The sequence below is a fragment of the Streptomyces natalensis ATCC 27448 genome (assembly GCF_000935125.1).
Taxonomy (GTDB): Bacteria; Actinomycetota; Actinomycetes; order Streptomycetales; family Streptomycetaceae; genus Streptomyces; species Streptomyces natalensis.
This window is the reverse complement of the sequence record NZ_JRKI01000018.1, coordinates 249,585-274,819: the sequence shown is the minus strand read 5'-3', so window position 1 is coordinate 274,819 and position 25,235 is coordinate 249,585. Positions and strand designations below refer to the sequence as shown.

The window sequence follows — 25,235 nt, the reverse complement described above, 5'->3', positions numbered from 1 at the left end:
ACGAGGGATGGACGTCATGAGCAGCACGGGGGCGGATATGCGGCAGGCGACGGGGCGGACAGTGGCGGTGAACGGGCGCACCGTGCATGTGGAGGAGTCGGGCCGGGGCACCGACCGGGTCGTCTTCGAGGCCGGTCAGGGGCAGGGCCGGACGTGCTGGGACGCGGTGGCGCCGCTGCTGGCCGACCGGGCCCGCCTGGTGGCCTACGACCGCGCCGGATTCGGCCGCAGCGGCCGGACCGCACAGCAGGTGGGGATCGACGATATGGCCGCCGACCTGGTCGCGCTGGTCGAGGCGGTGGTTCCGGAGCCGGACGGGCTGGTGCTCGTCGCCCACAGCATGGGCGGGCTGGTCGCCCGCCGCGCGGCGGAACGGCTGGGGCCGCGGCTGCGGGGGCTGCTGCTGCTCGACCCGACGCCGGAGCGCGCGCCCGTCTACGACACGTTCGACCGGACCGCCGCGCGGGTCGACCAGGCGCTGGGGGTGACCCAGGCACTGGTGCGGTTCCGGCCGCTGGCCCGGATGGCCAGCGGGAACGTCCGTCGTGTGTTCCCGGCGGACACCTACGCCACCATGCTCGCCGAGGACTTCGTCCCGGCCGGTATCGCGCAGACGCGGAAGGAGCTCAAGGCCGTGGCCGCGGCCCTCCCCCGGCTCCGCGCCGAGCCGCCCGCCCTCCCGGCATGCCCGACGGTGCTGCTGTCGGCGTCCCGCCCCGCGAAGGGCCGGGAACAGCAGCACGCCGTCATCGCCGAGCATCAGCGGCGCTGGGTGGAGACGCTGCCGGACGGGCGGTTCGAGGAGGTCGACTCGGGTCACTTCGTCCAGGCCGAGCAGCCCGGACTCGTCGCGGACGCGATCGGGCACCTCCTCGACCGGACCGGTGGCGCCGCAGAACTCAGCGGGGAAGCGCGAAGTTCCGCTCGAAGGAGGCGGAGGCGGTTTCCTGCCGCCACTGGACGGCCGCCTTGGGGCTGGACGCGAGCAGGTGACGGCAGGCGGCACCCGGGGACCCGCTGCCGGGGAGCTGTCCGCGGCAGGCGGCGACCGGTCGGTAGCCGTCCCGTGTCGGGTTGCCCCGCCACAGGCTGCGGCCGGGGAGGAAGGCGTACTCCAGTGAGGCGCGGGCCAGGTCCTTCAGCTCGCCGTAGCCGAGGTGATACGTCCTGGAGGCGTACCGGTACTCGTGCGTGATGTCGATGCGGGAGATACCGGGGTCGTCGGTGGCCAGCACGATCGGCACGCCGTACGCGCGGTAGACCGTGAAGGGGTGCTCGGCGCCCTTGACGCCGAGTATCTGGGCGTTGCTGGTGAACGGGACCTCGACGGCCACCTCGCGGTCCGCCATGGTCCGTGCCAGCTGCCGCCAGTTGTCCTCGTGCACGAGGTCGACGCCGTGGCCGATGCGTTCGGCGTGGGCGACGTCGACGGCCTGGTTGATATGGAACTTCAGGTCTTCCGGTTTGGCCAGGCCCGGCCACAGCTCGCCGGCGTGCAGGGTGATGTGGGCCCGCGGGTAGGTGCGGTGCAGATAGGCCAGCATCCGCATCTGGAGGGTGTAGTTGCGCAGGGCGCTGTCCCCGTCCTCGGGCTGGACCAGGTTGACCGCGGTGAACCGCGGGTCCCGCTCGGCCAGGCGCATGCCCAGTTCCATCTGCGTGAAGACCCGTTCGGGGCTGCTGCCCCGGGAGACCTGGGAGTTCCAGCGCACGGTCAGGCGGCAGCCGGGGGCGGGACGGGAGGTGCCGCAGCGCGAGACCCTGCGGAACTCGGTGTCCGCCTCGTCCGCTTCCTTACGGGCCGTGGCCACCAGGCGGTCCAGCTTGCCGTCGGCCACCAGGGCCTTGTGCATACGCGCGAGGTCGCCGTCCCAACCGACCTGATCGGCAAGCTTCTTGGCTTCCTCGGAGGCGGGGGTGACCAGCGTCTCCAGGTAGAACTGGTTCTGCTCGGCCATGCCGTCGGCGACCTTCGACAACAGCGCGCCGCGGTGGCGCCAGGTCACCTCGCCGAACTTGCCGAACGTGTCGAAGAAGTGGTCGTGCCCCGACTCCCCCGGCGGGAAGTCCTGCATGGACCAGGCGCGCACCAGCGCGTCGTGGAACGCCCGGTCGGTCCGGGCGTCCGCCGCGGGCCGCTTCCCCGGCCCGCACGGCGGCGGGACCGCCGTCATGGTCTTCCGGTCGATGCACAGCCCGTCCTTCGCGGCGAGTGTGATCAGGAACTCGGTGGGGACGGCGCCGGAAAGGTGGTTGTGCAGATCACCGCCCTTCGGCAGGTGCCGGAAGAAGCCGTGCAGCCGTGCGGGGTCCTGGCGTATGGACTCCAGATAGGCGGCGGTGCGTGCTTCGGACGCGGTCAGCGAGCGTGCCGAACGCGGCTGTTGAGTCGGGGGGTCGGCCGGCTGCGCGGCGGCCGGTAGTGCGGACAACAACGACAGCGTGCTGAGGGTGGCCAGACCGGCCCGGAGAACCCGGCGACGGACGAGGGCGCGACGGCGATCATCATTCACCGTCGCATGATCGCCGCCGGGCGGGGCGCACGGGGAGTCGGTTTTCGGCACACCTTTCGCCGGACGGATGTCCGAGGCGGCTCGGGCGGCCTCACCGGCCGCTGCGGCCCTGCCGGGTTTCGGCCACCGCCCGTAGGACGTCGACCAGCGCCGCGACCGTCGGGCGGCGCTCGGCGGAGGAGCGGAACACCACGACGATGTGCCGCTCGATGGTCTCGCTCAGCCGCACCACGTCGAAGCGGGAGGCGCGCAGTCCGAGCATCAGATCCGTCACCGTGCTCACCCCGATACCCGCCTCCACCAGCGCCAGGGTGGCCGCGGTGTCCGTCACCTCGTGCTGCACATCCGGTTCGATGCCCGCCCGCCGGCAGGCGGTGCGTACGGCGCGTCCGTAGTAGCTGTCGGGCGACGGCAGGATCCATCCCAGGTCCCGGGTTTCGGCGAGGGCGACCTCGGCGCGGCCGCCCATCGACCCGGCGGGTACGGCGAGCGAGAACCGCTCCCGGTACAGCTGCATCACCCGCAGCGCCGGATCGCGCGGGATGGGCACGTCCGGATAGTCCAGGCCGAGTGCCAGGTCCACGCCGCCGGAGGCGACGGCGTCGTACACCTCGTCCACGTCCATGTCCCGGCTGTGCACCGTCAGGTCCGGATGGGCCTCGCGCACCCGGCCCAGGGCCAGCGGCAGGATCTCCGCGGCGGCCGTCGCGAACAGGCCGACCAGCAGGGCCCCGGAGACCTCGTTGCGGCTGCGTTCCAGGGCCTCGACCGCCTCGGCCTCCGTGGCCAGGATCCGCTCGGCATGACGGGCCAGCGTCAACCCGGCGTCGGTCAGCTCCACCCGACGGCCCACCCGGTCCAGCAGCTCCATGCCGGTGGCCTTCTCCAGGGCGGCGATCTGCTGGGAGACCGCACCGGGGGTGTACCCCAGGGCCCGGGCCACCGCGGTGAGCGTGCCCCGCCGGGTCAGTTCCACCAGCGAGCGCAGCTGGGCACTCGTCCAGTCCATATAGGAAGGCTAATAGATCAGAAGCAGTAACTGTTCGTGGACGTCAATGGTTGGGGTGCGTCACGATGACGCACAGACCGCTGATCGGCAGGAAGGGACCGGCCAATTGACCACCCCGTCCGCCCCATCCACCGTGTCCTCCCCATCGACCTCGTCCACCCTGACCGCCCCGTCCACCTCATCCGTCTTCCGTACCGTCCCCCGGGCCGCCGATGTCGTGATCATCGGCGGTGGCGTGATGGGGACGAGCATCGCGTTCCACCTGGCCGAGGCCGGGGTGCACAACATCGTCGTGGTCGAACGCGGCGACCTGGGCAGCGGCAGCTCGGGCAAGCCGATCGGCGGGGTGCGGGCCCAGTTCTCCGACCCGCTCAACATCGAACTGGGCCGCCGCAGTCTGCGCGCCTTCCAGGACTTCCCGCACCGTCCCGGGGCCGGTATCCGGTTCGACCGCGTCGGTTATCTGTTCCTGCTCACCAGCGAGCGGCAGGCCGCCGACTTCGAGGTCAGCGTCGGGATCCAGAACGGCCTGGACGTTCCCAGTCGCATGGTCGGCCCCCGCGAGGCCCGCCAACTGTGCCCGTACCTCAGCACCGACGGGCTGGTGGCCGCCGTCCACTCCCCCGACGACGGCCATGCCCGCCCCGCCCTGGTCGTCCAGGGGTACGCCGCCGCCGCGGCCCGGGCCGGCGTCGTCTTCGCCACCCACACCGGCGTCACCGGCATCGACACCGCCGGCGACCGGGTCACCGCCGTTCACACCGACCGGGGCCCCGTCTCCTGCTCCGCCGTCATCTGCGCGGCGGGCGCCTGGTCGGGGCGGATCGGCGACCTGGCCGGTGTGCCGCTGCCCGTACGGCCGGTGCGGCGGCAGCTCGCCTTCACCGAGCCGCTGACGCCCCCGGCGCCCCGTATCCCCTTCACCATCGACTTCTCGTCCTCGGCCTACTTCCACAACAGCGACGACGGGCTGCTGTTCGGCCTGGCCGACCCGGACCAGCCGGACGGCTTCGACACCACCTGGACCCCCGAGTGGCTCGCGCTCTTCCGGGACGTCGTACGGCACCGCGCGCCCGCCCTGGCACAGATGCGGACATCCGGCGGCTGGGCCGGGCTGTACGAGGTCACTCCGGACCACAACGCGCTGATCGGACGCTCCGGCGAGCTGACCAACTTCCTGTACGCCACCGGATTCTCCGGCCACGGCTTCCTTCAGGCCCCGGCCGTCGGCGGCATCGTGCGCGACCTGTACCTGGAGCGCGAACCGTTCGTCGACATCTCCCCGCTCGCCGCCGACCGCTTCCGGGCCGGGGCCGAGAGCCGCCCCGAAGCCCATGTGGTGTGACCCTTCGCCCGAAAGGCAGACCCGCCGATGATCAGTCAGTGGCAGCTGCGTGCCGCCTTCGCCGCGCGGCTCTCGGACATGTACGGGCGGGAGGTCCCGGCGTACACCACGCTGGTGGACGTCTCGCGCCGGGTGAACGAGGACGTCCTGCGTGCGCGGGGCGCCGACGCCGAACGGCTCGGCTCCGTCGGCCGGGTGACGGCCGAGCGGCACGGCGCCATCCGGGTCGGCACGCCCGGTGAGCTGGGCCAAGTCGCCCGTATCTTCGGGGCGTTGGGCATGTGTCCCGTCGGCTTCTACGATCTGCGCGAAGCCGCCGCCAGCGCGGTGCCCGTCGTGTCGACCGCTTTCCGCCCCGTCGAGGGTGAGGAACTGGCGCGCAATCCGTTCCGCGTCTTCACCTCGCTGCTCACCCCCGCCGACCCGCGGTTCTTCGACGCCGATCTGCGAGCCCGCCTGGAGACGTTCCTCGCCGGCCGCGAGCTGTTCCCGCCGGAGCTGCTTGCCCTGGCCGACCGGGCGGCGGCCGGGCGCGAACTGCCCGACGACGACGCGGAACGCTTCCTCCACCTCGCCGTGGCCGCCTTCGAGTTGTCCACCGAGCCCGTCGACAAGGCGTGGTACGCCACCCTGGAGCGGGTCTCCGCCGTCGCCGCGGACATCGGCGGCGTCCGCAGCACGCATATCAACCACCTCACCCCGCGCGTCCTGGACATCGACGAGCTCTACCGGCGCATGGCCGACCGCGGCATCGAGATGATCGACACCATTCAGGGACCGCCCGACTGGCAGGGTCCCGATCTGCTGCTGCGCCAGACGTCCTTCCGGGCGCTGGCCGAGCCCCGCGCGATGCGCACCCCGGACGGCACCGTCACCAGCGGCGCCCTGCGGGTGCGGTTCGGTGAGGTCGAGGCCCGCGGCATCGCCGTGACACGCAACGGCCGGGCCCTCTACGACCGGCTGCTCGACCTCGTCGACCAGCAGGCGGCCCGCCACCCCGGACTCGACCGGGCCGCCTGCGCCCGTACGGTGTGGGCCGCGCACGTCCCCGCCACCGAACGGGAACTCGCCGCACAGGGGCTGGCGTACTTCACCTACCAGGTCGCGTCCGACCGGCCGCGCGACGGCCGCCGCCCGCCCGCCGGCATCGCAGAACTGCTCCGGCAGGGCTGGGTCCGGGCGGAGCCCCTCGTCTACGAGGACTTCCTGCCCCGCTCCGCGGCCGGCATCTTCCAGTCCAACCTCAGCGGCGAGGGCTCCAGGAACGACGAGCAGGAAGGCGCCGCCTACGACAGCGGCTGGCTCTCCGGCGCCCTCGGCCGTGACGTCCTCGACCCCTATGCCCTCTACGAGCAGCAGCAGAACCGCTCCATCGCCCAGGTCGCCCGGGAACTCGGACTCGACGGCGAACTCGGCTGACCCCGGCGAACCGGCCTCCGCACACCCCAAGGGAGCATCATGACCAGCACCGCTCTGCCCACCACCGCAGACCTGCGCACCCGCGCCCGTACGAGCCTGGAGCGCATCGGCGCGACCGTCCCGGACGGCACCGACTTCCCGGCCCGCAGCCCGATCACCGGCGAGGAACTCTTCGGCCTGACGGCCGCCACCGCCGCCGGGACCGAGGACGCGCTGCGGGCCACCCGCGAGGCGTTCCTCACCTGGCGCACCACACCGGCGCCCCGGCGGGGTGAACTCGTCCGCCGCCTGGGCGAGTTGTTGCGGGACCACAAGGGCGACCTGGCCGACCTCATCACCATCGAGGCGGGCAAGATCCGCTCGGAGGCGCTCGGCGAGGTCCAGGAGATGATCGACATCTGCGATTTCGCGGTCGGCCTCTCCCGCCAGCTCTACGGCCGCACCATCGCCTCCGAGCGCCCCGGGCACCGCCTCGCCGAGACCTGGCACCCGCTCGGCGTCGTCGGCGTCATCTCGGCGTTCAACTTCCCCGCCGCCGTGTGGTCATGGAACACCGCCGTGGCCCTGGTCTGCGGCGACACCGTGATCTGGAAGCCGTCCGAGCTGACCCCGCTGATCTCGCTGGCCTGCGACCGGCTGCTGGCCCGAGCCGCAGAAGAGGTCGGCGCCCCCCGCGACGTGCACCGTCTGCTGCTGGGCGACCGCACCGTCGGCGAGACGCTCGTGGACGATCCGCGTGTCGCGCTCATCAGCGCCACCGGCTCCACCCGGATGGGCCGCGAGGTCGGGCCCCGTGTCGCGGCCCGCTTCGGACGCTGCCTGCTGGAGCTCGGCGGCAACAACGCCGCCGTCGTCGCGCCCTCCGCCGACCTCGACCTCGCCGTCCAGGGCATCGTCTTCGCCGCCGCGGGCACCGCCGGACAGCGCTGCACCACCCTGCGCCGCCTCATCGTCCACCGCGATATCGCCGACACCCTCGCCGCCCGGCTGACGGCCGCCTACGCACGGTTGCCGATCGGCGACCCGTTCGACGAGCACACCCTCGTCGGACCGCTCATCTCCCCCCAGGCCCTCGACGGCATGCAGGACGCCCTCGCCCGGGTCCAGGCGCAGGGCGGCAAGGTCCTCGCGGGCGGCGGGCGGCGCCTGGCCGACGCCGCACCGCGGGCCGCCTACGCCGAGCCGGTCCTCGTCCGCGTCGACGAACAGACCGACGTCGTCCGGGAGGAGACCTTCGCCCCGATCCTCTACGTCCTGACCTACGACACGCTCGACGAGGCCATCGCCCTGCACAACGACGTCCCACAGGGCCTGTCCTCCAGCATCTTCACGCGCGACCAGCAGGAGGCCGAACTCTTCCTCTCCGCCGAGGGCTCCGACTGCGGTATCGCCAACGTCAACATCGGCACCTCAGGCGCGGAGATCGGCGGCGCATTCGGTGGGGAGAAGGAGACCGGCGGCGGGCGCGAGTCCGGCTCCGACGCCTGGCGCGCCTATATGCGCCCGGCCACCAACACCATCAACTACTCCAGCACGCTCGCCCTGGCCCAGAACGTCAGCTTCCTCTAGGCGCTCACCGCCGGTCCGGCCGTCCGGCGGTCCGGCCGTCCGCCGGTCTCCCGTTCCCCTGGTGCGGAGTTCTTGCACCAGGGGAATCAGGTCGTCCACACCCGCACGGTCGAACTCTCCCACCCCTGTCTTCCCTTTGGCCACATCGGCCCCACCGACCGAACCGAACCAGCCGAACTGGCCGAACCGGACGACCTGGTGCGGCGCGGCGGTCCGGGCCGCCGGGAAGTTGTTCAACGCCGGGCCACCGGAAGCGGGTTGTCCAGTCCTCGCCCCGGGAACGAAAGAATTCGGACACGTCGCCGGAAGCGCCGGTACGCGTTAGTTACAAGTGTTAATTCGGGGCGCCCGCCCCGGAGATGCCCAAATGGCGTGCCGTCTCGGCGAAGAGTCGTTTCGATCTTTCCCCTTGACACGCCGCTTGGGGCATGGAAGTTTTTGGGATGCTTGTGCACGGGAAATCCGAGCGATGGACTGACCACCCTTTTCCGTCCCGTGCGCCGACCGATAGACGGGGGATAGGAGCCCAGGCTAGTGCCCACTCCGACCATTACCGCGGATCCGGGGCCATCCCGGCAGCATCCGCTTTCCAGCACGGCCGGCCACGCCCTCGGCCGCGTCCGATCTGCCACCAACTGAGCGCTTTTCACACCACCGCTCGTGCCTTTCACCATGAGGCACGGCCGCTTTCTGCGCCCAAAGCCCCGCCGTCCGCCGCTCTCCGGTGCGGGGCCCCCACACCGCACGAAAGGTAGCCAGTGACGTCGCACCTCCGGTCCCGCAGCGGGCCGCTCGGTTCAGCCCATTCCCCGCAGTCGTTCCCGTTCTCCGCGCCGACCCCGTGAAATTCCGAGTCCCGGCCGAATTCCCCGCCGGTGAAGGGGGCATTGCGTCGGGTCAGGGCGTGGCCACCGAAATCCCCGGGAGCGAAATGCCCGCGAATGCGGGCGCCCTCCGGGCATTTCACCGTGCCCACAATGCCCACGGCCGTGCTGGAGACCGGCCGTTGACGTGCCTTCCCCGGCATTGTGCCCGTGACGAACCGATGACTTACCGATACCGATGGCTTGCCGGTACCGATGACTGACCGACACCGATGACTTACCGATGGCTTACCGAAACCCTCTGTCCCGAAAGGTGCCCCGGCATGGAGACGCGTGAGTTCACCCCGTCCCTGGAACAGCTGGTGTGGACGTTCGGCGGGGCCGAACCGGTCATGCGTATCCGGCCGGGGACGGTGCTGCGACTGTGGACCGAGGACGCGTTCGGCGGGCGATTACGCAGCAGTTCGGACCGGCCGAGCGCCCTCCTCGACGACCGGTACATCAACCCGCAGACCGGCCCCTTCCACGTCGAGGGCGCCGAACCCGGCGACACCCTGGTGCTGCACCTCGTGGACCTCACCCCGGCGCGGGACTGGGGCGTCTCCACCACCTTCCCGTTCTTCGGCGGACTCACCGGCACCGACCGCACCGCCACCCTGCACCCCGCGCTCCCCGAACGGACCTGGATCTATCCGGTCGACAGTGCGGCCGGCACCGTCCAATACGCGGCGCTGGACAGCGACTTCCGCGTGGACCTGCCCCTCGCACCGATGCTCGGCACGGTGGGCGTCGCCCCGGCCGCGGGCGAAGTGCGGTCCTCCCTCGCCGCCGGGCCCTTCGGCGGCAACCTCGACACCCCGCAGATGCGGGCCGGTGCGACCTGCTATCTCGGCGTACACACCGAGGGCGCCCTCTTCTCGGTCGGCGACGGGCACTACCGGCAGGGCGAGGGCGAATCCTGCGGTACCGCGGTCGAGGGCGCGATGCGGGTGACGCTCCTCGTGGACCTGCTCAAGGGCGGCGCGCCCGGCCGGCCGCGTATCGAGGACGACGACCACTGGATCAGCGTGGGATCGGCCCGGCCCCTGGAGGACGCCTGGCGGATCTCCCAGACGGACATGGTGCGCTGGCTGGCATCGCTCTACGGCCTGACCACCATGGACGCGTATCAGCTTCTCTCCCAGACCTGCCGGGCACCGCTGGCGAACGTGGTGGACGCGGACTACACCGCGGTGACCAAGGTCCCCAAGTCGTTGCTGCCCGCCGCCGTCGCCTACGACGGCACACACCGCCGTATGCGCCTCGCGGCCGCCGGGCTGTAGCGCCCGCACAAGCTGCCACACAAGCTCCCACGGACGTCTTCGCCCGGACGCACCACACGAGTAGCACCCCACCACAACCACCCCGCAACCCGAGAATGGTGAACTCCATGGAGATGCGCAGTCTCGACCGCAGCACCCTGGGCCCGGAGAACGGTTTCTCCCAGCTCCTCAAGCCGTGGCCGGCGCTCAACTCGCCCTTCAAGGGCGCCTGGTGCGTCGTCGCGCCGGGCACCTCGACCACCCGCCATGCCCACCCCGACTACGAGATCTTCATCGCGATGACCGGCGAGGCCACGCTCTCCTCCGAGGGCAAGGAGATCACCTTCCGCCAGGGCGACATCGTCCACTTCCCCCCGCACACCGACCACCAGGTGATCAACGACGGCGCGGAGGAATTCCAGATGTACGCCGTGTGGTGGGACCAGGAGACGGCCGGTCAGTTCCTGGAGCGCCACGACGGCCAGGACGGCGGCCACGCCGGTCAAGACGGCGGCCGCGACGGCCAGGAGGGCTGACCCATGGCAGAGCGCACCACCCCCGCCCCCGGCCGCGCCCGCCCGGCCGTCATCATCGAGACCTCCCCGACCCCCAACGGCAATCTCCACATCGGCCATCTGGCCGGGCCGTTCATGGGAGCCGATGTCCACGCCAGGTACCTGCGGACCCGCGGACGCCCGGTGGTCTTCTCCACCGGCACCGACGACAGCCAGACGTATGTGATGGCCAGCGCGCGCCGCCACGGAACGACGCCGGAGCGGCTGGCGGCCGTCTCGCACGAGGAGATCGGCCGGACGCTCCGCCTGGCCGGTATCTCGGTCGACGGATACGCCCCCTACGACGAGGCGTACAAGGCGAACGTCCTGCGGTTCCTGACCGACCTGCACGACGCGGACAAGCTCGAACTGCGCACCGTGTCCTTCCCGTACAACGAGCGCACCGGGGATTTCCTGGTCGAGGGCCTGGTCGCGGGCTACTGCCCGGTGTGCGTCACGGAAAGCCGCGGCGGCGTCTGCGAGATGTGCGGGCACCCGAACAACTTCGACGAGCTGCTGTCCCCCTGGTCCACTCTGCACCCCGAGGACCCGGTCGTCCTACGGGAGGCCACCGTGCTGGTCCTTCCGATGGAGCGGTACCGCAAGGAGCTGACGGACTACTACGAGACCCACGGCGACGGGCTGCGGCCCCGCACCCTCGCCTTCCTGCGGGAGGCCCTGGCCAGGCCGCTGCCGGACTTCCCGGTCACCTACCCCATCTCGTACGGACTGCCGTCGCCGTTCCCCGGCACCGAGGGGCAGCGGCTCAACTCCTGGGTGGAGGGCATTCCCGCGGCGATGTTCTGCACCGCCCACGCCGCGGCGGAGCTGGGTGCGGAGCGGGTCGGCACCGATCTCTGGCTGCCCGAGCGGGAAGCGGAGATCATCTACTTCATCGGCTCCGACATCGTGTACTTCTGGGGCCTGACCCATATGGCGCTGCTGCTGGCGCACGACGGCCGGTACGCCCTGCCCGAGCGGATCATCTCCAACGAGTTCTACGAATTGGAGAACGAGAAGGTCTCCACGACCCGGGGGCACGTCGTCTACATGGACGAGCTGCTCGCCGACTTCTCCCGGGACGCGATCCGCTTCCACCTCACCCTGACCGGCCCGGAGCACCAGCGCACCAACTTCAGCCGGGACGCCCTGACGAAGGTCACCGAACGGTCCCTGACCGCGCCCTGGAACCGGCTCGCCAATGTGCTCAACGCCCTGGCCGCCACCGCCGGTGCCGAGCTGCCGGTCTCCGCGGGCGGCCGGCTGCGGGCCAGGGCGGTGGCGGAACGGTTCGTCGATGCCTACGAGATCGCGGCATACCGCCCGTCGAGCGCGGCCGACCTGGTGGTCAGCCAGCTGCAACGGCTGGGCAAGGACGCCGCGCGGGCCGCGGACCGGCCCGCGGCGGACCGTGCCGAGGCCCTGGGCGATCTGTTCCTCGAACTGCGGGCGGTGCTCGCGGGCGCCGCGCCCATCCTGATCGACACGGCGGAGCAGGCCCGGCAGACGGGCGGCTGGGACGGCACGCTGGACCCCGCGGCGTTCGAGGTGACCTCCGTACGGCCGTTCCGCGTGCCGCCGTTCGGCGGTGCGGGCGGCCGGCAGGGATGAGCCGGGTGGACGGGCGGCGGGCAACGGCGCCCCTGCGGACGCTGGTGGTGGGCGGCGGCATCATCGGCCTGCTCACCGCACTGGAATGCGCGCGAGCCGGCCACCGGGTCACCGTGGTCGAGCAGGGCCCGCTGCCCAACCCGGCGGCGTCCTCCTACGACCGGCACCGCGTACTGCGGGCGCTGCATCCGGGCGACGCGGGGGCGACGCGGGCCGCCCTCGCGGCCCATGACGCCTGGCGGGAGCTGGAGACCTCCCTGGGCATCCGCTGCTACCACCCGGTGGGCGCGCTCACGGTGCTGCCGGACGGGCGGGCCGAGGAGGCCGGGCGTCTGCTGGCCGCGGCCGGCGCCCCGGCACGGATCCTGGACGGCGACCAACTCGCCGCCGCATACCCGCACTTGGCCCTGCCCGAGGGGCGGGCCGGGATCCTGGAGGAGCGCGCGGGCGTGCTCCTCGCCGACCAGGTGCTCACGGCCGTGGCCGCCCGGCTGCGCGATCACCCCGGGGTCCGGCTGTGCACCGGCCGGGCCGCTACGGGGGTGGACCCGGCCGCCCGTACCGTCACGCTCCAGGACGGCGAGGTGTTACGGGCCGACCGGCTGCTGGTGGCGGCCGGGCCGTGGTCGCCCGCGCTGCTGGCTCCGTACCCGCACGGCCGGGTGACGGTGCACCGGCAGACCATGCTCTACTGCCGCGTCCCCGAGGAGGAGAGGGCGGCATGGGACGCCATGCCCGCGGTACCGGCGCTGGGCACCGACACCGGTGCCTGGCTGGTGCCCCCGGTGGCCGGTGCGCCGCTCAAGCTCTCGGCCCATGAGGTCTGCCGTACGGTGCCCGGCGTCGACGGCGGTACGGCGGATCCGGCGTACACCGGGCTGCTGAGGGAGCGGTTCTCCCGGCTGATACCGGCTTTCCGGCCGGAGTGGGTCACCGAGGCCCGCGACTGCCACTACCTGACCGACACCGACTCCGGGGACGGGCTGCTGCTCGACCTCGCGGACGGCAGGTGCTTCGCCCAAGCGGCCTGCGGGGGCGGGGCGTTCAAGTTCGCCCCGCTCATCGCACGGGCCCTGGCGCAGCGCTTCGACGGCCTCCGGCCGCCCCCGACCGGACTGAGAACCCTGGACATCCCGCGCCGCGCCGGCGCGGGCCCGACCGGAACAGCAATCCCGACAGAAGGAGGAGGAGCAGGTGATCAACTACGACGGCAAGAGGTTCCGTAACACCGAACGGGGCGCGGACGGCACCGCCCCGGTCGCCACCTACCACCAGGACGGTGACCTGGTGTGGGCCGAGGCCAGCGGTGGCGACGTACGGCGCTGCATGCTCGTCGGCGTCTGCGGCCCGGACGGCACCATCCGCATGGGCTACACGATGGTCCTCGCCAACGGGGAGACCGCCATCGGCCGCTGTGTCAGCACCCCCCGCACACTCGACGACGGCCGGATCCTGCTGCACGAGGAGTGGGAGCGCTATCAGCCGCGGCCCGGCTCCGGGGTGTCCGCCATCGAGGAAATGGAGTGACGATGACGCCTGTCGCACTGGAAACGCACGCCGCCGCCTCCCGGATGGCCCTCGACCGCCTGGCCTCGGACACCGTGGCCGGTCTCGCCGAGCGGCTGGTGCACCATCCGGCCGGGGCGGTCGACGACCCGGCCTGGGCCGCCGCGACCCGTGAGGCATGCCATGCCCTCCCGGAGGAACTGCGCGCCGCGCTCGCCCGGTTCCGTCGGCACTCCGGCCCCCAGGGTGCCCTGTTGTTACGGGGGCTTCCCGTGGGCGACGAGGCCGCTCTGCCGCCGACCCCGACCGTGCCCGACTCGGTCCAGCGCGACCCCTCGGTGTCCGCGGCCGTCCTGCTGATGACCGCCTGCGCCCTGGGCGACCCGGCCGCCTTCCGCGCGGAGAAGCTCGGCGCCCTGGTCCAGAACGTCGTACCGGTCCGGGGCAGCGAAGAGGTCCAGGGCAACACCGGATCGGTGCTGCTGACGTTCCACAACGAGAACGCCTTCCACCGGCACCGGCCCGACTTCGTCATGCTGCTGTGCCTGCGCACCGACCACGAGGGCGTGGCGGGACTGCGTACGGCCTGCATACGGCAGGCGCTCGGGCTGCTGGACCCGTCCGTACGGGAACGGCTGGCGAGCCCGGAGTTCGTCACGAACCCGCCGCCGTCCTTCGGGCCGCAGCAGGAGGGCGTCGTCCATCCGGTCCTCTCCGGCGACCCGGCCGATCCCGATGTCCGGGTGGACTTCGCGGCGACCACGGCCACGACCCGGCGGGCGGCGCAGGCGATGGACGCACTCCAGGAGGCGTTCGAAGCGGTCCAGCAGACCGTCCGGCTGCGGCCGGGCGAACTGGCGATCGTGGACAACCGGGTCACGGTGCACGGCCGGACCTCCTTCCGGCCGCGCTACGACGGAAGCGACCGCTGGCTCCAGCGCACCTTCGTGCTGTGCGATCTGCGGCGCTCCCGGGAACACCGCCCCGAGGACGGCCATGTGCTGATCAGGTAGCGGATCCGGCGGATCGGTACGGCCGGCCCGCGAAGGACGTGCGACCTCCCCGTCCATGACTTCCCGTCCATGACATCCACGACATCCCTCAGCCCGGAACAGCCTCGGTAAGTGGAGATCAGCAGCATGGAATCACTGCATTGCGCACGCCCCCCGGAGCGTGGCACGGCCGGCCCGCACTACGGCTGTGTCGGAGTCGGCGTCGGTCCGGCCAATCTGAGCCTGGCCTCGCTGCTGCACGGCGACCCGGACCTCGGCAGCCTCTTCCTTGAGCAGAGCGAGGACTTCGGCTGGCACGACGGGCAGCAGATCCCCGGCGCCTCGCTCCAGGTCTCGCTCTTCAAGGACCTGGTCACCCTCGCGGACCCGACGAACAAGTTCTCCTTCCTGTCCTATCTCCATGAACAGGGCAAGATCTACCACTACATCAACGCCCAGTTCGACGCCGTACCGCGCCAGGAGTTCCGCAACTACCTGGTGTGGGCGAGCAAGAAGAACGAGAACGTGACCTTCGGGGAAAAGGTGCTCTCCGTCGGCTTCGACGGGGTCTTCGTCGTACGGACCAGCCGGCGCACCCTCACCGCCGACCATGTGGTGCTCGGCATCGGGAACCGCCCGTGGGTGCCCCCGCTGGCCCGCCCCCTGCTGGGCGAAACCCAGTTCCACGTCAGTGACTTCATGCGGCGGGCGAAAGGCCTGGCGGGGCTGCGGGTCGCCGTGGTCGGCGGTGGCCAGTCCGGGGCGGAGGCGTTCCTGGACGTGATCTCGCGGCCGGACGGCGAGCGTCCGCGGCAGGTCTCCTGGATATCCCGCCGGGCGAACTTCTTCCCGATCGACGACACGCCCTTCACCAACGACTACTACATGCCGGGCTTCTCGGACCACTTCTTCGCGCTGGACCGCAAGTCCCGGGAGGCGTTCCTGACGGACCAGGTGCTGACCAGCGACGGTATTTCGGCCGACACCCTGCGGGCCGTCTACCAGCGCTGCTACGCGCACCGCTTCATCGACGGCAACCAGGAGCTGACCGGCCTGTATCCCGGGCGGGCCGTCACCCAGGTCGCCCGCAGCGCGGGCGGCGCGGGCTGGGACCTCACCCTCGTACCCGCCGACCGCTCGGGCCCGGCCGAGCGGATCGCCGCGGATGTGATCGTCTGGGCGACCGGCTTCCGCCCCGCGCCCCTGGACATGCTGGCCCCGCTCACGGACCGGTTGGCGTGGGAGGACGGCGAGTTGGCGATCGACCAGGACTTCGCGGTCCGCTGGGACGGCCCGCCCCGGCACCACCTCTTCGTCCAGAACGGAGCGCGGCGGCAGCGCGGGCTCGCGGATCCGAATCTGAGCCTGGTCGCCTGGCGCAGCCGGCGGATCGCGGACCGGATGCTCGGCGTGAAGACGGACGACCCGTACGCCTCGTTCGTCACCTGGCCCCCCACTGCGGACCCGGCCGTCGAAAGCTTCGCCGGGGAATTCACCGGCCCGGCCGACGAACTCCGCGACGCACTGCACGAACTGACCGATGATCAGCTGACCGAGGGAGTGTGAGCGTGGCACGGGTCCATGTCGCCATCGTCGGTGCCGGGATCATCGGCTGCCTGATCGCCCGTGAGATGGCCGCACGGCGCCCGGAAGCGTCCATCGTCGTACTGGAACGCGACCAGACGGGATGCGGGGCGAGCCGCCGGTCCGCCGGTACGCACATCCCCCGCGGCGCAACCGAACGCTTCAGACGGATGACGGAGTACAGCCACGAGTACTATGCCGGGCTCCAACGGGCCCGGCCCGCACTGCCGATCCGCGCACTGCCCATGGCGGTAGTGGCGGACGCTGCGCACGAGCGGACGATCCTGGAGCGCTATGTCCCCGCCGCCGCTCCGCTGCGTACGGACACCCTGCCCTGCCGGGTCACGGACCTCCCCGAGCGGTGCGCGGCCTGGCGGATCAGCGGTGGCCATTACGCCGATGTGCACGGCCTGACCCGGGCGCTCGCGGCCCAACTCCGGCCGCGGGTCGCCTTCCGCGAGGGCGTCGAGGTCGTCGCGGTCGACCCCTCCCCCACCGGTGTCACGCTCCGCCTGGGCACCGGCGAGACCCTGACCGCCGACCGGCTGGTCCTGGCGCCCGGCCCCTGGACCGGCCACCCGGCGTGGGCCGCGCTGACCCGGGAACTCGACGTGCGGGTGAAGAAGATCGTCGCGCTGCACCTCGACGAGCCGACCGCGCCGGACGACGGGGCGGTTGTCTTCCAGGACCATGACGCCTTTCTGCTGCCGCTGCACGCGGAAGGCCACTGGCTCTACAGCTATGTCTGCCCGCAATGGGACGTCGATCCGGACACCGTCGGCCGCGGACTGGCCCCGAGCGACCTGGTGGAGGCAGCGGAGAGTCTGCGCGCCTGCGCGCCGCGGCTGGCCGGAAGGGTCGGGTCGGCGCGCGTGTTCTGCGATGCTTACGGCCCTCAGGGGGAACCGTTGATCACCGGGGTGGCAGGCGCGGAGCGCGTCGTGTACGCCGGTGCCGGGAGCGGCTTCGGCTATCGGCTGGCGCCGGCGATCGCCGGCGAGGCGGCGGACCTTCTCTGCCAGGATTGAGGCTTCATGGATTCAGTGGCTCTGCTTGCCGTGGCCGGCGCCGGACTGCTGTCGGGTGCGGTGAATTCGATCGCCGGCGGCGGCTCGTTGTTGCTGTTCCCCGCGCTGCTCGGCGTCGGACTGCCGACCTTGACGGCGAACGTGACGAACTCCGTTGCCAACTGGCCGGGTTGGGTCGGGCAGGTCTGCGGGTTCGCCGACGACCTCAAGGCGCAGTCACGGCGCCGGCTGGTGCTGCTGTCCGTGGCCACCGGCATCGGCACCGTCGCCGGTTCCCTTCTGCTGCTGGTCACCACGAGCGCCACCTTCGATCTGGTGGTGCCCGTGCTCGTCCTCTTCGCCAGTCTGCTGCTGGCCGGGCAGAAACAGGTCAAGAAGCTGGTCCGGCCGGCCGGGCGGGCGGCGGTCCCGGCCGACGGGCGCCGCCAACTGGCGGTGCTGGCACTGGTGATGGTCGGCGCCGGTCTGTACGGGGGCTACTTCGGCGGGGCGATGGGCGTGATCATGCTGGTGGCGCTGGCGCTCGCCACCTCCGACGGCCTGCGCCGGCTCAACGCGCTCAAGGCGGCGCTGTCACTGGTCGACTCGACCATCAGTCTGCTGATCTTCGCCGTATGGGGTCCGGTCGACTGGACGGCGGTGGCGGTCGCCGCCCCGACCGCGCTGATCGGCGGCTATGCCGGAGCCCGCCTGGCCCGGCGGCTCAACGAAGAGGTGCTGCGCTGGATGGTGGTGGCCGCGGGTCTCTCCGTCTCGACGGCCCTGTTCGTGACCTGACGCGGCTGCCGGACGGCTGTCCCTGAGCGCCGGCCGGTGGGCGCGGACCGAGGGTTCGGTCCGCGCCCACCGCCTCGTCAGCTCTTCACGCCGTCAGCGCACGGTGACGTGCTCGGGGCGCAGATCGGCGATGCTGTTCACGCCGAGCAACCGCATCGTCCGCACGATCTCGGTGCGCAGGATGTCCGTCGCGCGCTGGACGCCGCGTTCCCCACCCGCCATCAGCCCGTACAGATAGGCCCTGCCGACCAGACACGCCGTGGCGCCGTGCGCCAGCGCGGCCACGATGTCCGCACCGGAGAGGATGCCGGTGTCCAGCCAGACCTCCGCCTCGCCCTGTACCGCGTCCACCGCGGCGGGCAGCAGCCGCAGCGGGGTGGGCGCCCGGTCCAGCTGGCGCCCACCGTGGTTGGAGAGAATGACCGCGTCGACGCCGTGCTTGACCATGTCGCGGGCGTCCTCGGCGCTCTGGATGCCCTTGACGACGAGCTTGCCGGGCCAGGACTCGCGCACCCAGTCCAGATCGTCCAGGTTCAGGGTCGGATCGAACATCTCGTCGATCAGCTCGGCGACCGTGCCCTGGTACGAGCTCAGCGAGGCGAAGGTCAGCGGCTCGGTGGTCAGCAGGTTGAACCACCACGCCGGATGCCGCGCACCGTCGAGGAACGTCCTCAGGGTGAGCGCCGGCGGAATCGTCAGCCCGTTGCGCATATCGCGCAGCCGCGCACCGCCCACCGGGGTGTCCACGGTCAGCATGAGGGTGTCGTAACCGGCCTGGTGGGCACGCTCGATCAGCTCACGGCCGGCGCCGCGGTCCCGCCACACATAGAGCTGAAACCACTTGCGGGCGGTCGGCGCGACCGCGGCGACCTCTTCGATCGAGGTCGTGCCCATGGTGGACAGGGCGTACGGAATACCGGCCCGCTGGGCGACCCTGACAACGGCCGGCTCGCCCTCGTGGTTCATCATGCGGGTGAACCCGGTCGGCGCGAAGGCGAAAGGAAGGGCGGAACGCTTGCCGAGGATCTGGACGCCGGTGTCCACCTCGGCCGTCCCCCGCAGCACACCGGGGTGGAATTCGATATCGCGGAAGGTCTGCCGGGCCCGGCGCAGACTGATTTCGGCCTCGGCCGCACCATCGGTGTAGTCGAACACGGCGCGGGGGCTTCGACGGCGGGCCATGTACCGTAAATCGGCGATGGTGTGGGCGGATTCGAGCCGGCGGTCGGTGGGGCTGAGGACAACGGGCTTCGGCCGCAGGATTTGTGCGAGCTCGTTCGGTCGGGGCAGGCGGCGCTTGGTCACGGAACCTCTTTCCGGGAAACGGGATACGAGATACGGGACAAGGGAAATGGGCGGGGCGGCATCGTGCGTCCGGCGGGACGGTCCGGCGGGACGGTGCCTGCTTATGTGGCGCGGGCGGGCAGCGGCTTACGGCTGGGGACCGCGAGCCGGTTGAAGGCGTTGATCACGCTGATCGACCAGACGACGGCGGTGTACTGCTCCTTCGTCAGGTGGGCGGTCGCCTCCCGGTACACCTCGTCCGGTACGTCCTGGACCTGCGAGAGCTTGCTGACCGCCTCGGTGAGCGCCAGGGCGGCACGCTCCTGGGGGGTGTAGAGGCCGGTTTCCCACCAGGCCGCGAGCAGCGACAGCCGGCGGTCGTCCTCGCCCATCCTGCGGGCATCCCTGATGTGGAGATCGAGGCAGAAGGCGCAGCCGTTGATCTGCGACGCCCGGATCTTGACCAATTCGAGCAGCTTCGGGTCGAGCCCCGCGGATTCCGCCGCGGCCTCGACCATGTCCCGTAATTCCCGTATCTGCCGATAGGCCGCGGGGAACGCGTCCGTGAGGTTGATGCGTTCGATCATGCAGCCACGCTATCCGCACGCGGCAACCTTCTTGGAGTCTGTTCTAGCCGGATATCGCTGTCCGAATCCGCGGACCGATGACACGCGCCACCTCGTCAGCGGTCCGCGGACGAGCCCTTTTCTCGGAACGCGGATGGCCGAATACCGGCCCCGCCCGTTCCCACTCCCTCCCTGACAAGTCGCTCCTCGGCCAAAAGAAGCCATCAGAAAATGGCCATCCAGCTGTCCGTCAGGCAGCACGGCGTGGCGAGCGCCGGGCTCGAAGCACCGGGTTCACAAAGCGCGCCGGATCCGCGGGATGGCGGGGAGCGCGGCCAGGAACAGCCAGGTGGTGAGGATGAAGGGCCAGGTGAGGGTGCGTCCGCCGAAGGGCGCGAAGTATGCGTTGAGGGTGGCGGTCAGCACGGTGGTGGTGGCCGCGCCCAGCAGGGTGTAGAGCGCCCGCCCCACCGTTCCGGCCAGGAAGAGGGTGCCCAGGGCAATGGCCACCAGGACCGCGTTGTAGCCGTAGACGCCTACGGCGACCGCATCCGGCGGGGCACCCAGGGCCCAGGCGACGAGTACCGCGACGGCGCTGCCCAGGACGGCGGCCAGCCCCTGGCGGAACCCGGCCACGAACAGCCCCAGCAGCATGATCATGCCGACGTACCAGTGGGCCGAGAGGGCGACCTGGGAGATGTTGGTGAAGAACCCGTGCCACAGGTCGGTCCAGGTGTAGGCGGTGCCGACGGGGGCCGAGACGGGGAGCGCGGCCGGGCTCACGCCGTGCCAGACCCGGGTGAAGGCAGGGGCCGCGCTCATCACCGCCCCGCAGACGATGCAGAACGGCGTGGTCAGCACAGGGAGTTGCCAGGGCGCCAGCAGGGTGGTCAGCGCCGAGTAGAGCAGCACGCAGACCACGGCACTGCCTGCCGTCAGCACATAGGTCGAGGGGGCGGGGCCGAGGAAGAGGACGAACGCGATGCCGGTGAGACAGCCGCCGAAGCCTTGCAGCCCGAGGTCGAGGGTGCGCTTGTCGGTGCCCAGGGCGTACGCGGTCGCGGTGGAGACCGCGGTGCCGAGCAGCGCGAAGACCCCCGTCTGCCAGCTGCCCACGAAGAGCGCGAGCAGGAAGAGGACCCCGGCCCATACGTTCGCCTGAAGGCTCAGCTGACCGAAGCCACGGACCAGCTGCATCGTGAGGCGGACCGGGCCCGGGGGCGCGGGGGTCTCGACGGTGTCCGGTGCGGCCGTATTCGCTATGTCCCGCGTGGTCATGGGTGTCTCCAAGGAGGTCCGGGAGTGCGGCTGGTGCGCCCGGCGTGCGGCGCGTTCCCCCTGCGGCGTTCGACCGCATCCGGCCTCACGGCAGGGCTTGCGTCGCCGATGCTTCGGGGTCGAGTTGCCACGACCCGTGCTCCTCGCGGACGGCGAGGACGCGGCCGCCCGACAGATGCGCCCCGGCCCCGGAGAACCAACGGGCTTCGCTCGGGTCCCACCACTGATCGCCGACCCGGATCACCTCGTGGTGCACGACCCTTGCCGCGATCCATGCGTCGCCCGCCCCGGCCTCGTTCCAGCTGGCCCGCCAGTGCGCGGGAGCCAGCGGCGCCGGGCGCAGTACGGCGCGGCCGCGGCTGTGGGGTACGGCCTCCCGCGTGAGGACCGCCGCCGCCACGTCGGCGTGGACCCCGCAGTCGCCGGTGAGCCCGTCCCCTTCCGGCAGGTCGCACCAGTGCGCCGGCCACTGCACGGGGCCCCATCGGATGAGCTCGGGGACGGCGGCGAGCGCGGCTCCCACGTTGGCGTACTGCATGAGCCTGCCGAACACGCGGTACCTGACCGCCTTGCAGCATGCCGCGCCATGGCACGCCACACGGGACAGGTCGATCCGTTCGAACCGCTTCAGCTCTGCCAGCAGGCCGGTCATGAGTGCCCCAGTTCCCGCGGCGCGGTACCGCGCCCGAAGTCGTAGGCCATCGAGGTGTCGTACGCGCCGCACATGCCGAACGCGAGGTGGTCGCCCTCCTGGACGTCGGACAGGTCGAGGCGGACGCCGAGCACGTCGTGCTCCATACAGGACCGCCCCAGGATCCGGTCCCGGCCGGGGGGCAGCGGCACCCAGCGGGATCCGTCGAACCGCGCCACCGGATGCGGGTGGTACGGCGCCTCGGGCATATCGCCCTCGGCCGCGTCGACGACGATGTCGCAGTTCTTGCGGGACTCCCGGCGCACCACGACCTGGGTCACGACGGCGACCGTCGGCTGCGTGAGGATCTTGCCCGGCTCCAGCACCAGCAGCGGATCCGCTTCGCGTGCGGCCGCGGGGCCGTGCTCCAGGACGTACCCCAGCGACGCGCGCACATAGGGCATGTCGTCGATATGCCATCCGCCGCCGACGTCCAGTACGGCCGGGGGCCCGCCCATCTGGTCCGCCAGCGGATCGGCGGCACCCAGCGCCGCCGCGCATTCACGCTGCCAGCGCGACGCGCCCAGGACGCTCTGGGCGAAGTGGAAGTGCAGCCCCCAGGTGGCCCCGAGCCGCCGGGCCAGCGAGCTGAGCAGCCCGGCCGCCTCGGCCATGACCTCGGGCTCGTGCAGGGGAATACCGAAGCGGCTGGCGACGTGGACGGGGGCGGCGCGGATCCCCACCACCTCGGCCTCCAGCTGGAACCCGTTGTCCAGCCGCGCGTGCAGGCTGCGCAGTTCGGCCACGGAGTCGGCGAAGAAGGCCCAGCAGCGTACGTGGTCGGTGGCGGGCCACCATTTCGCCGGCCCGTTGAGGATGCCCCGTTCGGCCGCCAGGCCGAACCGGTCGGCCGCTGCGAGCTCGGCCAGGCTGATCGCCTCGGCGACCATGCCGAGCCGTGCGGCCTCACGCAGCACCGCCGGCTGGGGACACGTCTTCACGCTGTGCGCGAGCAGCACGTTGCCGAGCCCTTCGACCTGCTCCTTCAGGGCCTGGAACTGTTCGGCGAACAGCGGCAGGAGGAGATGCCTGCTGGGAGTGGCCTCGGGCCCGGGAGGTGCCAGCAGTTCCTCGAATCCACCCGTCTGTGCGGTGGTCGCGGTAGGGGTCGGGACCGACTCCTCGGGCACCGCGGCGCGTTCGGCCGGGACCAGGTGCCGCTGACCCAGGCAGCTCATTCCCGAAGGATGCTTGTCCGCCGGACGGGGCAACCCGCCGGCGACCCAGCCGAACGGGGTGATGCCCAAGGCGGGGTTGACCGGGATCTCCTCGACCACACGGGTGAAGCCCGGTGCGAGGAGCCGGTCACGGCCGGCGGCCCGCCCCGCGACCAGCGCGGCGGGCAGGTTGATCCCGCACACCGACGCACCGTGGATCCAGGCGGGGAAGCGCGGGTTGAGCTCCATGAGCGTGAGCTCGCCATGCCAGCTCCGGATGAGTTCCAGCTCGCCGCCGCCGGTCCACCGGGCGTCGGCGACCAGATCCGCCAGGCCGTCCCGCAGGCTGTCGTCCAGCTCGGCGACTTCACCGGCCCATGTCTTGCCGGCGACCGTGACCAGGGCCTTCGTCACGAAAACCGCGTCGAGGAGCCGGCCGTTCAGGGCGGCGAACGCAATGCTGCACTCCTGGCCGGCCACATGCCGTTCCAGGTGCCATCCACCGCCCCAGGTGTGCTCGACGACGCTGCCCAGCGCCAGCACCTCCCCGGCGGTGTAGGCCCGGTACGCGTCGTAGACCTCACCCTTCACCCAGACGCCATGCGGGGACCGGCGGACGAACCGGTCGATGGCATGCCAGCTGGTGTCGGTCTCGGCCTCCGCCACACGGACGCCGAGCCGTTCGGCGGCTTCGACGGGAGGCTTGCGCACCATGTCCAGCGCTGCCTTCGAAGGGCCCAGGATCTTGTCGTGGAAGCCCAGCTCCGTCGCGAGCAGCCGGACCTCCAGGTCCAGGCAGGGGATCAGCAGCGCATCGTCGGGCTCCAGAAGGCGGCACATCTGCTCGACCCAGGTCTCCAGATGCGCCCGTCGCCACGTCGGCAGGCACACCAGATCATCCAGGACGTCCGAGTGCAGCCCCGAGCTCTCCGGCGAATAGTCCAGTCCGACGATCCGCAGCCCGGGCCAGGCGAGCCGCAGGGAGCGGGCCACGCTCAGACCCGGCGACGGATTGGTGTCACTGTGCATACCGCTGATGAAGACCGTGCCGGCCTTAGCCGCACGGCCGAAGGGGGCCACCACCGTTTCCGTCCCGGCCGCATAGGTGGGCTCACCCGACGACGGGTCGGCTTTCTCCACCGCCTCGGGTTTCGCGGCATTCCGGCTTACACCCACTGACTCGCGTCTGGTACGTGATTGAAGCCCCATGCCGACATCATCAGCAGATGTACCTCCCCCGCGCACCCGGTGACATCTGCCAGAGTGAGCCGACACCGCAGCTCATCACAGCCTGTGGGTCACTACACCCAGGCCCTGTCATGTACAGGAACCGCCCCACTCAGCAGATGCCCAGCCCCCCGAGCACCCGACGCTGGCGCGGCGTCGGCTCGGTCGGCCAGTAGAGGTAGCACACGCCCCCGCTGCCACTCTTGACCTTCCCCTTGTCGTCATACCGCTTCGTCCGCAGCCAGATGCTCTCGAACTGACATGCGGGGCCCTAGCAGACGCAGGATGTGGTGGCAAACATGCAGGTCAACGGCTTGGGCTCGTTTACTCCGAACGAGCCCAAGCCGGGCCGTGCTGAGTTCGTGCTGACCTCCGCTGGCGTCCGTTCCGGTGTAGTCGGGGGCGTTGCGCTGGCACGGTGCTGGTTTCCGGCGGTGGCGGGCGGAAGCACGGACAACCTAGAGCCGCAGCTTGTCCGCTCTTCACTGTGCGTCACCTCATCCCCAACGCCACCTCCGCGCGCAGGCTATGTTCGACGAACCAATGAAGGTCAATCAGCGCTGCATCGGCGCGTTTGGTGCGGCCGTGATTCGTCCCTATCGTGTCGCACTCCCGACCTCCGGAAGTGAACGGTTATGGACCAATCCATGTGGACAGTGCCGGCCCTGGCCAGCTTTCTCGGGAAGCCCGTCTCATGGGTATACGACAACCACGAGAAGCAGGCCATCCCCAGTTTTCGCGTGGGGCAACAACTGCGGTTCTGGCCCAGCGAGATCAAGACCTGGCTGGAGGACAACTGCCGCGAGCAAGAGGCTGCATGAACGAGGAGTACAAGGAGCCCCTGTACGCCGCTCCCCCGCTGCTGGCGCGGATGGTGGACGCGGGGCGGCTGGGGCGGAAGTCGGGGTCGGGGTTCTACCTGTACTAGCGCATCTGGCGACACCACCAAGTGGCGCTGTTCCAGGGCGAATTCACCCGGAACAGCGCCCGCGGCGGCGCT

Annotated in this window: 21 protein-coding genes and 2 pseudogenes; 15 read left to right on the top strand and 8 right to left on the bottom strand. The window is 71.2% G+C overall.

The genetic code is table 11. From position 1 onward, the window contains the following. Positions 1–7: 7 nt before the first annotated feature. Positions 8–799 (top strand): annotated as a pseudogene (locus tag SNA_RS45175) (alpha/beta fold hydrolase); the annotation flags it as partial. A gap of 100 nt (positions 800–899) precedes the next feature. On the opposite strand, the gene SNA_RS13720 reads toward SNA_RS45175, so the two are convergent. Together SNA_RS13720 and SNA_RS13715 are read right to left on the bottom strand one after the other, a co-directional pair. Next, complete coding sequence (locus SNA_RS13720; protein WP_078969898.1) at positions 900–2,513, bottom strand: adenosine deaminase family protein; 1,614 nt, start codon at positions 2,511–2,513, stop codon at positions 900–902. A 91-nt stretch (positions 2,514–2,604) separates the two neighbouring features. Next, complete coding sequence (locus SNA_RS13715; protein ID WP_030067676.1) at positions 2,605–3,522, bottom strand: LysR family transcriptional regulator; 918 nt, start codon at positions 3,520–3,522, stop codon at positions 2,605–2,607. Between the two features lie 133 nt (positions 3,523–3,655). Here SNA_RS13715 and SNA_RS13710 point away from each other — a divergent pair, with 133 nt between their 5' ends. From SNA_RS13710 to SNA_RS13655, 12 genes are all read left to right on the top strand, one after another. Beyond that, positions 3,656–4,867, top strand: coding sequence for an NAD(P)/FAD-dependent oxidoreductase (locus SNA_RS13710; protein WP_420823477.1), 1,212 nt, complete (start codon positions 3,656–3,658; stop codon positions 4,865–4,867). A 27-nt stretch (positions 4,868–4,894) separates the two neighbouring features. Continuing rightward, positions 4,895–6,286, top strand: a complete 1,392-nt coding sequence (gene hglS, locus SNA_RS13705) for a 2-oxoadipate dioxygenase/decarboxylase (RefSeq protein ID WP_030067672.1) — start codon at positions 4,895–4,897, stop codon at positions 6,284–6,286. Positions 6,287–6,325: 39 nt separating this feature from the next. Further along, positions 6,326–7,855 (top strand): L-piperidine-6-carboxylate dehydrogenase, encoded by a 1,530-nt coding sequence (gene amaB, locus SNA_RS13700; protein ID WP_044365175.1) that lies wholly within the window; start codon positions 6,326–6,328, stop codon positions 7,853–7,855. A 1,147-nt stretch (positions 7,856–9,002) separates the two neighbouring features. Further along, positions 9,003–10,001 (top strand): acetamidase/formamidase family protein, encoded by a 999-nt coding sequence (locus SNA_RS13695; protein ID WP_030067669.1) that lies wholly within the window; start codon positions 9,003–9,005, stop codon positions 9,999–10,001. 107 nt (positions 10,002–10,108) lie between these two features. Next, positions 10,109–10,516 carry a cupin domain-containing protein gene (locus SNA_RS13690; protein ID WP_044365229.1) on the top strand — a complete coding sequence of 136 codons (408 nt, stop codon included), beginning with the start codon at positions 10,109–10,111 and terminating at the stop codon, positions 10,514–10,516. A 3-nt stretch (positions 10,517–10,519) separates the two neighbouring features. Beyond that, positions 10,520–12,145 (top strand): class I tRNA ligase family protein, encoded by a 1,626-nt coding sequence (locus SNA_RS13685; protein ID WP_044365173.1) that lies wholly within the window; start codon positions 10,520–10,522, stop codon positions 12,143–12,145. A 5-nt stretch (positions 12,146–12,150) separates the two neighbouring features. Then, a complete protein-coding gene (locus SNA_RS13680) occupies positions 12,151–13,371 on the top strand; it encodes an NAD(P)/FAD-dependent oxidoreductase (protein WP_241779633.1) in 1,221 nt (406 codons plus the stop codon). Beyond that, the gene (locus SNA_RS13675; RefSeq protein ID WP_030067665.1) at positions 13,340–13,672 is read left to right on the top strand and encodes an avidin-fold protein; all 333 of its coding nucleotides are present in this window, start codon (positions 13,340–13,342) and stop codon (positions 13,670–13,672) included. Before SNA_RS13680 ends, SNA_RS13675 begins: the two co-directional genes overlap by 32 nt. Before the next feature lie 2 nt (positions 13,673–13,674). Continuing rightward, entirely contained in the window at positions 13,675–14,664 is a 990-nt protein-coding gene (locus SNA_RS13670; protein WP_030067664.1) for a TauD/TfdA family dioxygenase, read from the top strand. Positions 14,665–14,790: 126 nt separating this feature from the next. Further along, positions 14,791–16,209: a lysine N(6)-hydroxylase/L-ornithine N(5)-oxygenase family protein gene (locus SNA_RS13665; RefSeq protein WP_044365227.1), complete on the top strand. Its 1,419-nt coding sequence runs from the start codon at positions 14,791–14,793 to the stop codon at positions 16,207–16,209. Between the two features lie 2 nt (positions 16,210–16,211). Next, positions 16,212–17,255: an NAD(P)/FAD-dependent oxidoreductase gene (locus tag SNA_RS13660; RefSeq protein WP_044365171.1), complete on the top strand. Its 1,044-nt coding sequence runs from the start codon at positions 16,212–16,214 to the stop codon at positions 17,253–17,255. Between the two features lie 6 nt (positions 17,256–17,261). Further along, on the top strand, positions 17,262–18,032 hold the full coding sequence (locus tag SNA_RS13655; RefSeq protein WP_030067661.1) for a sulfite exporter TauE/SafE family protein: 771 nt from the start codon (positions 17,262–17,264) through the stop codon (positions 18,030–18,032). 93 nt (positions 18,033–18,125) lie between these two features. On the opposite strand, the gene SNA_RS13650 is transcribed toward SNA_RS13655, so the two are convergent. The 6 genes and pseudogenes from SNA_RS13650 to SNA_RS43805 form a co-directional block, all read right to left on the bottom strand. Then, positions 18,126–19,337, bottom strand: a complete 1,212-nt coding sequence (locus SNA_RS13650; RefSeq protein WP_030067660.1) for an alpha-hydroxy acid oxidase — start codon at positions 19,335–19,337, stop codon at positions 18,126–18,128. A 101-nt stretch (positions 19,338–19,438) separates the two neighbouring features. Then, positions 19,439–19,903: a carboxymuconolactone decarboxylase family protein gene (locus tag SNA_RS13645; RefSeq protein WP_044365168.1), complete on the bottom strand. Its 465-nt coding sequence runs from the start codon at positions 19,901–19,903 to the stop codon at positions 19,439–19,441. 273 nt (positions 19,904–20,176) lie between these two features. Beyond that, positions 20,177–21,160 (bottom strand): urea transporter, encoded by a 984-nt coding sequence (locus SNA_RS13640; protein ID WP_241779632.1) that lies wholly within the window; start codon positions 21,158–21,160, stop codon positions 20,177–20,179. An 85-nt stretch (positions 21,161–21,245) separates the two neighbouring features. After that, the gene (locus SNA_RS13635; protein WP_030067657.1) at positions 21,246–21,812 is read right to left on the bottom strand and encodes a hypothetical protein; all 567 of its coding nucleotides are present in this window, start codon (positions 21,810–21,812) and stop codon (positions 21,246–21,248) included. Beyond that, on the bottom strand, positions 21,809–24,148 hold the full coding sequence (locus tag SNA_RS13630) for a hypothetical protein (protein ID WP_044365166.1): 2,340 nt from the start codon (positions 24,146–24,148) through the stop codon (positions 21,809–21,811). Before SNA_RS13630 ends, SNA_RS13635 begins: the two co-directional genes overlap by 4 nt. Positions 24,149–24,347: 199 nt before the next feature. After that, positions 24,348–24,494: pseudogene (locus tag SNA_RS43805) on the bottom strand (peptidase C39 family protein); the annotation flags it as partial. A 388-nt stretch (positions 24,495–24,882) separates the two neighbouring features. On the opposite strand from SNA_RS43805, the gene SNA_RS13625 reads away from it, so the two are divergent. Continuing rightward, positions 24,883–25,056, top strand: a complete 174-nt coding sequence (locus SNA_RS13625; protein ID WP_198535032.1) for a helix-turn-helix domain-containing protein — start codon at positions 24,883–24,885, stop codon at positions 25,054–25,056. Further along, entirely contained in the window at positions 25,053–25,163 is a 111-nt protein-coding gene (locus SNA_RS39490) for a 3-hydroxyacyl-CoA dehydrogenase family protein (protein ID WP_241779631.1), read from the top strand. The genes SNA_RS13625 and SNA_RS39490 overlap by 4 nt, the downstream gene beginning before the upstream one ends. Positions 25,164–25,235 lie beyond the last annotated feature (72 nt).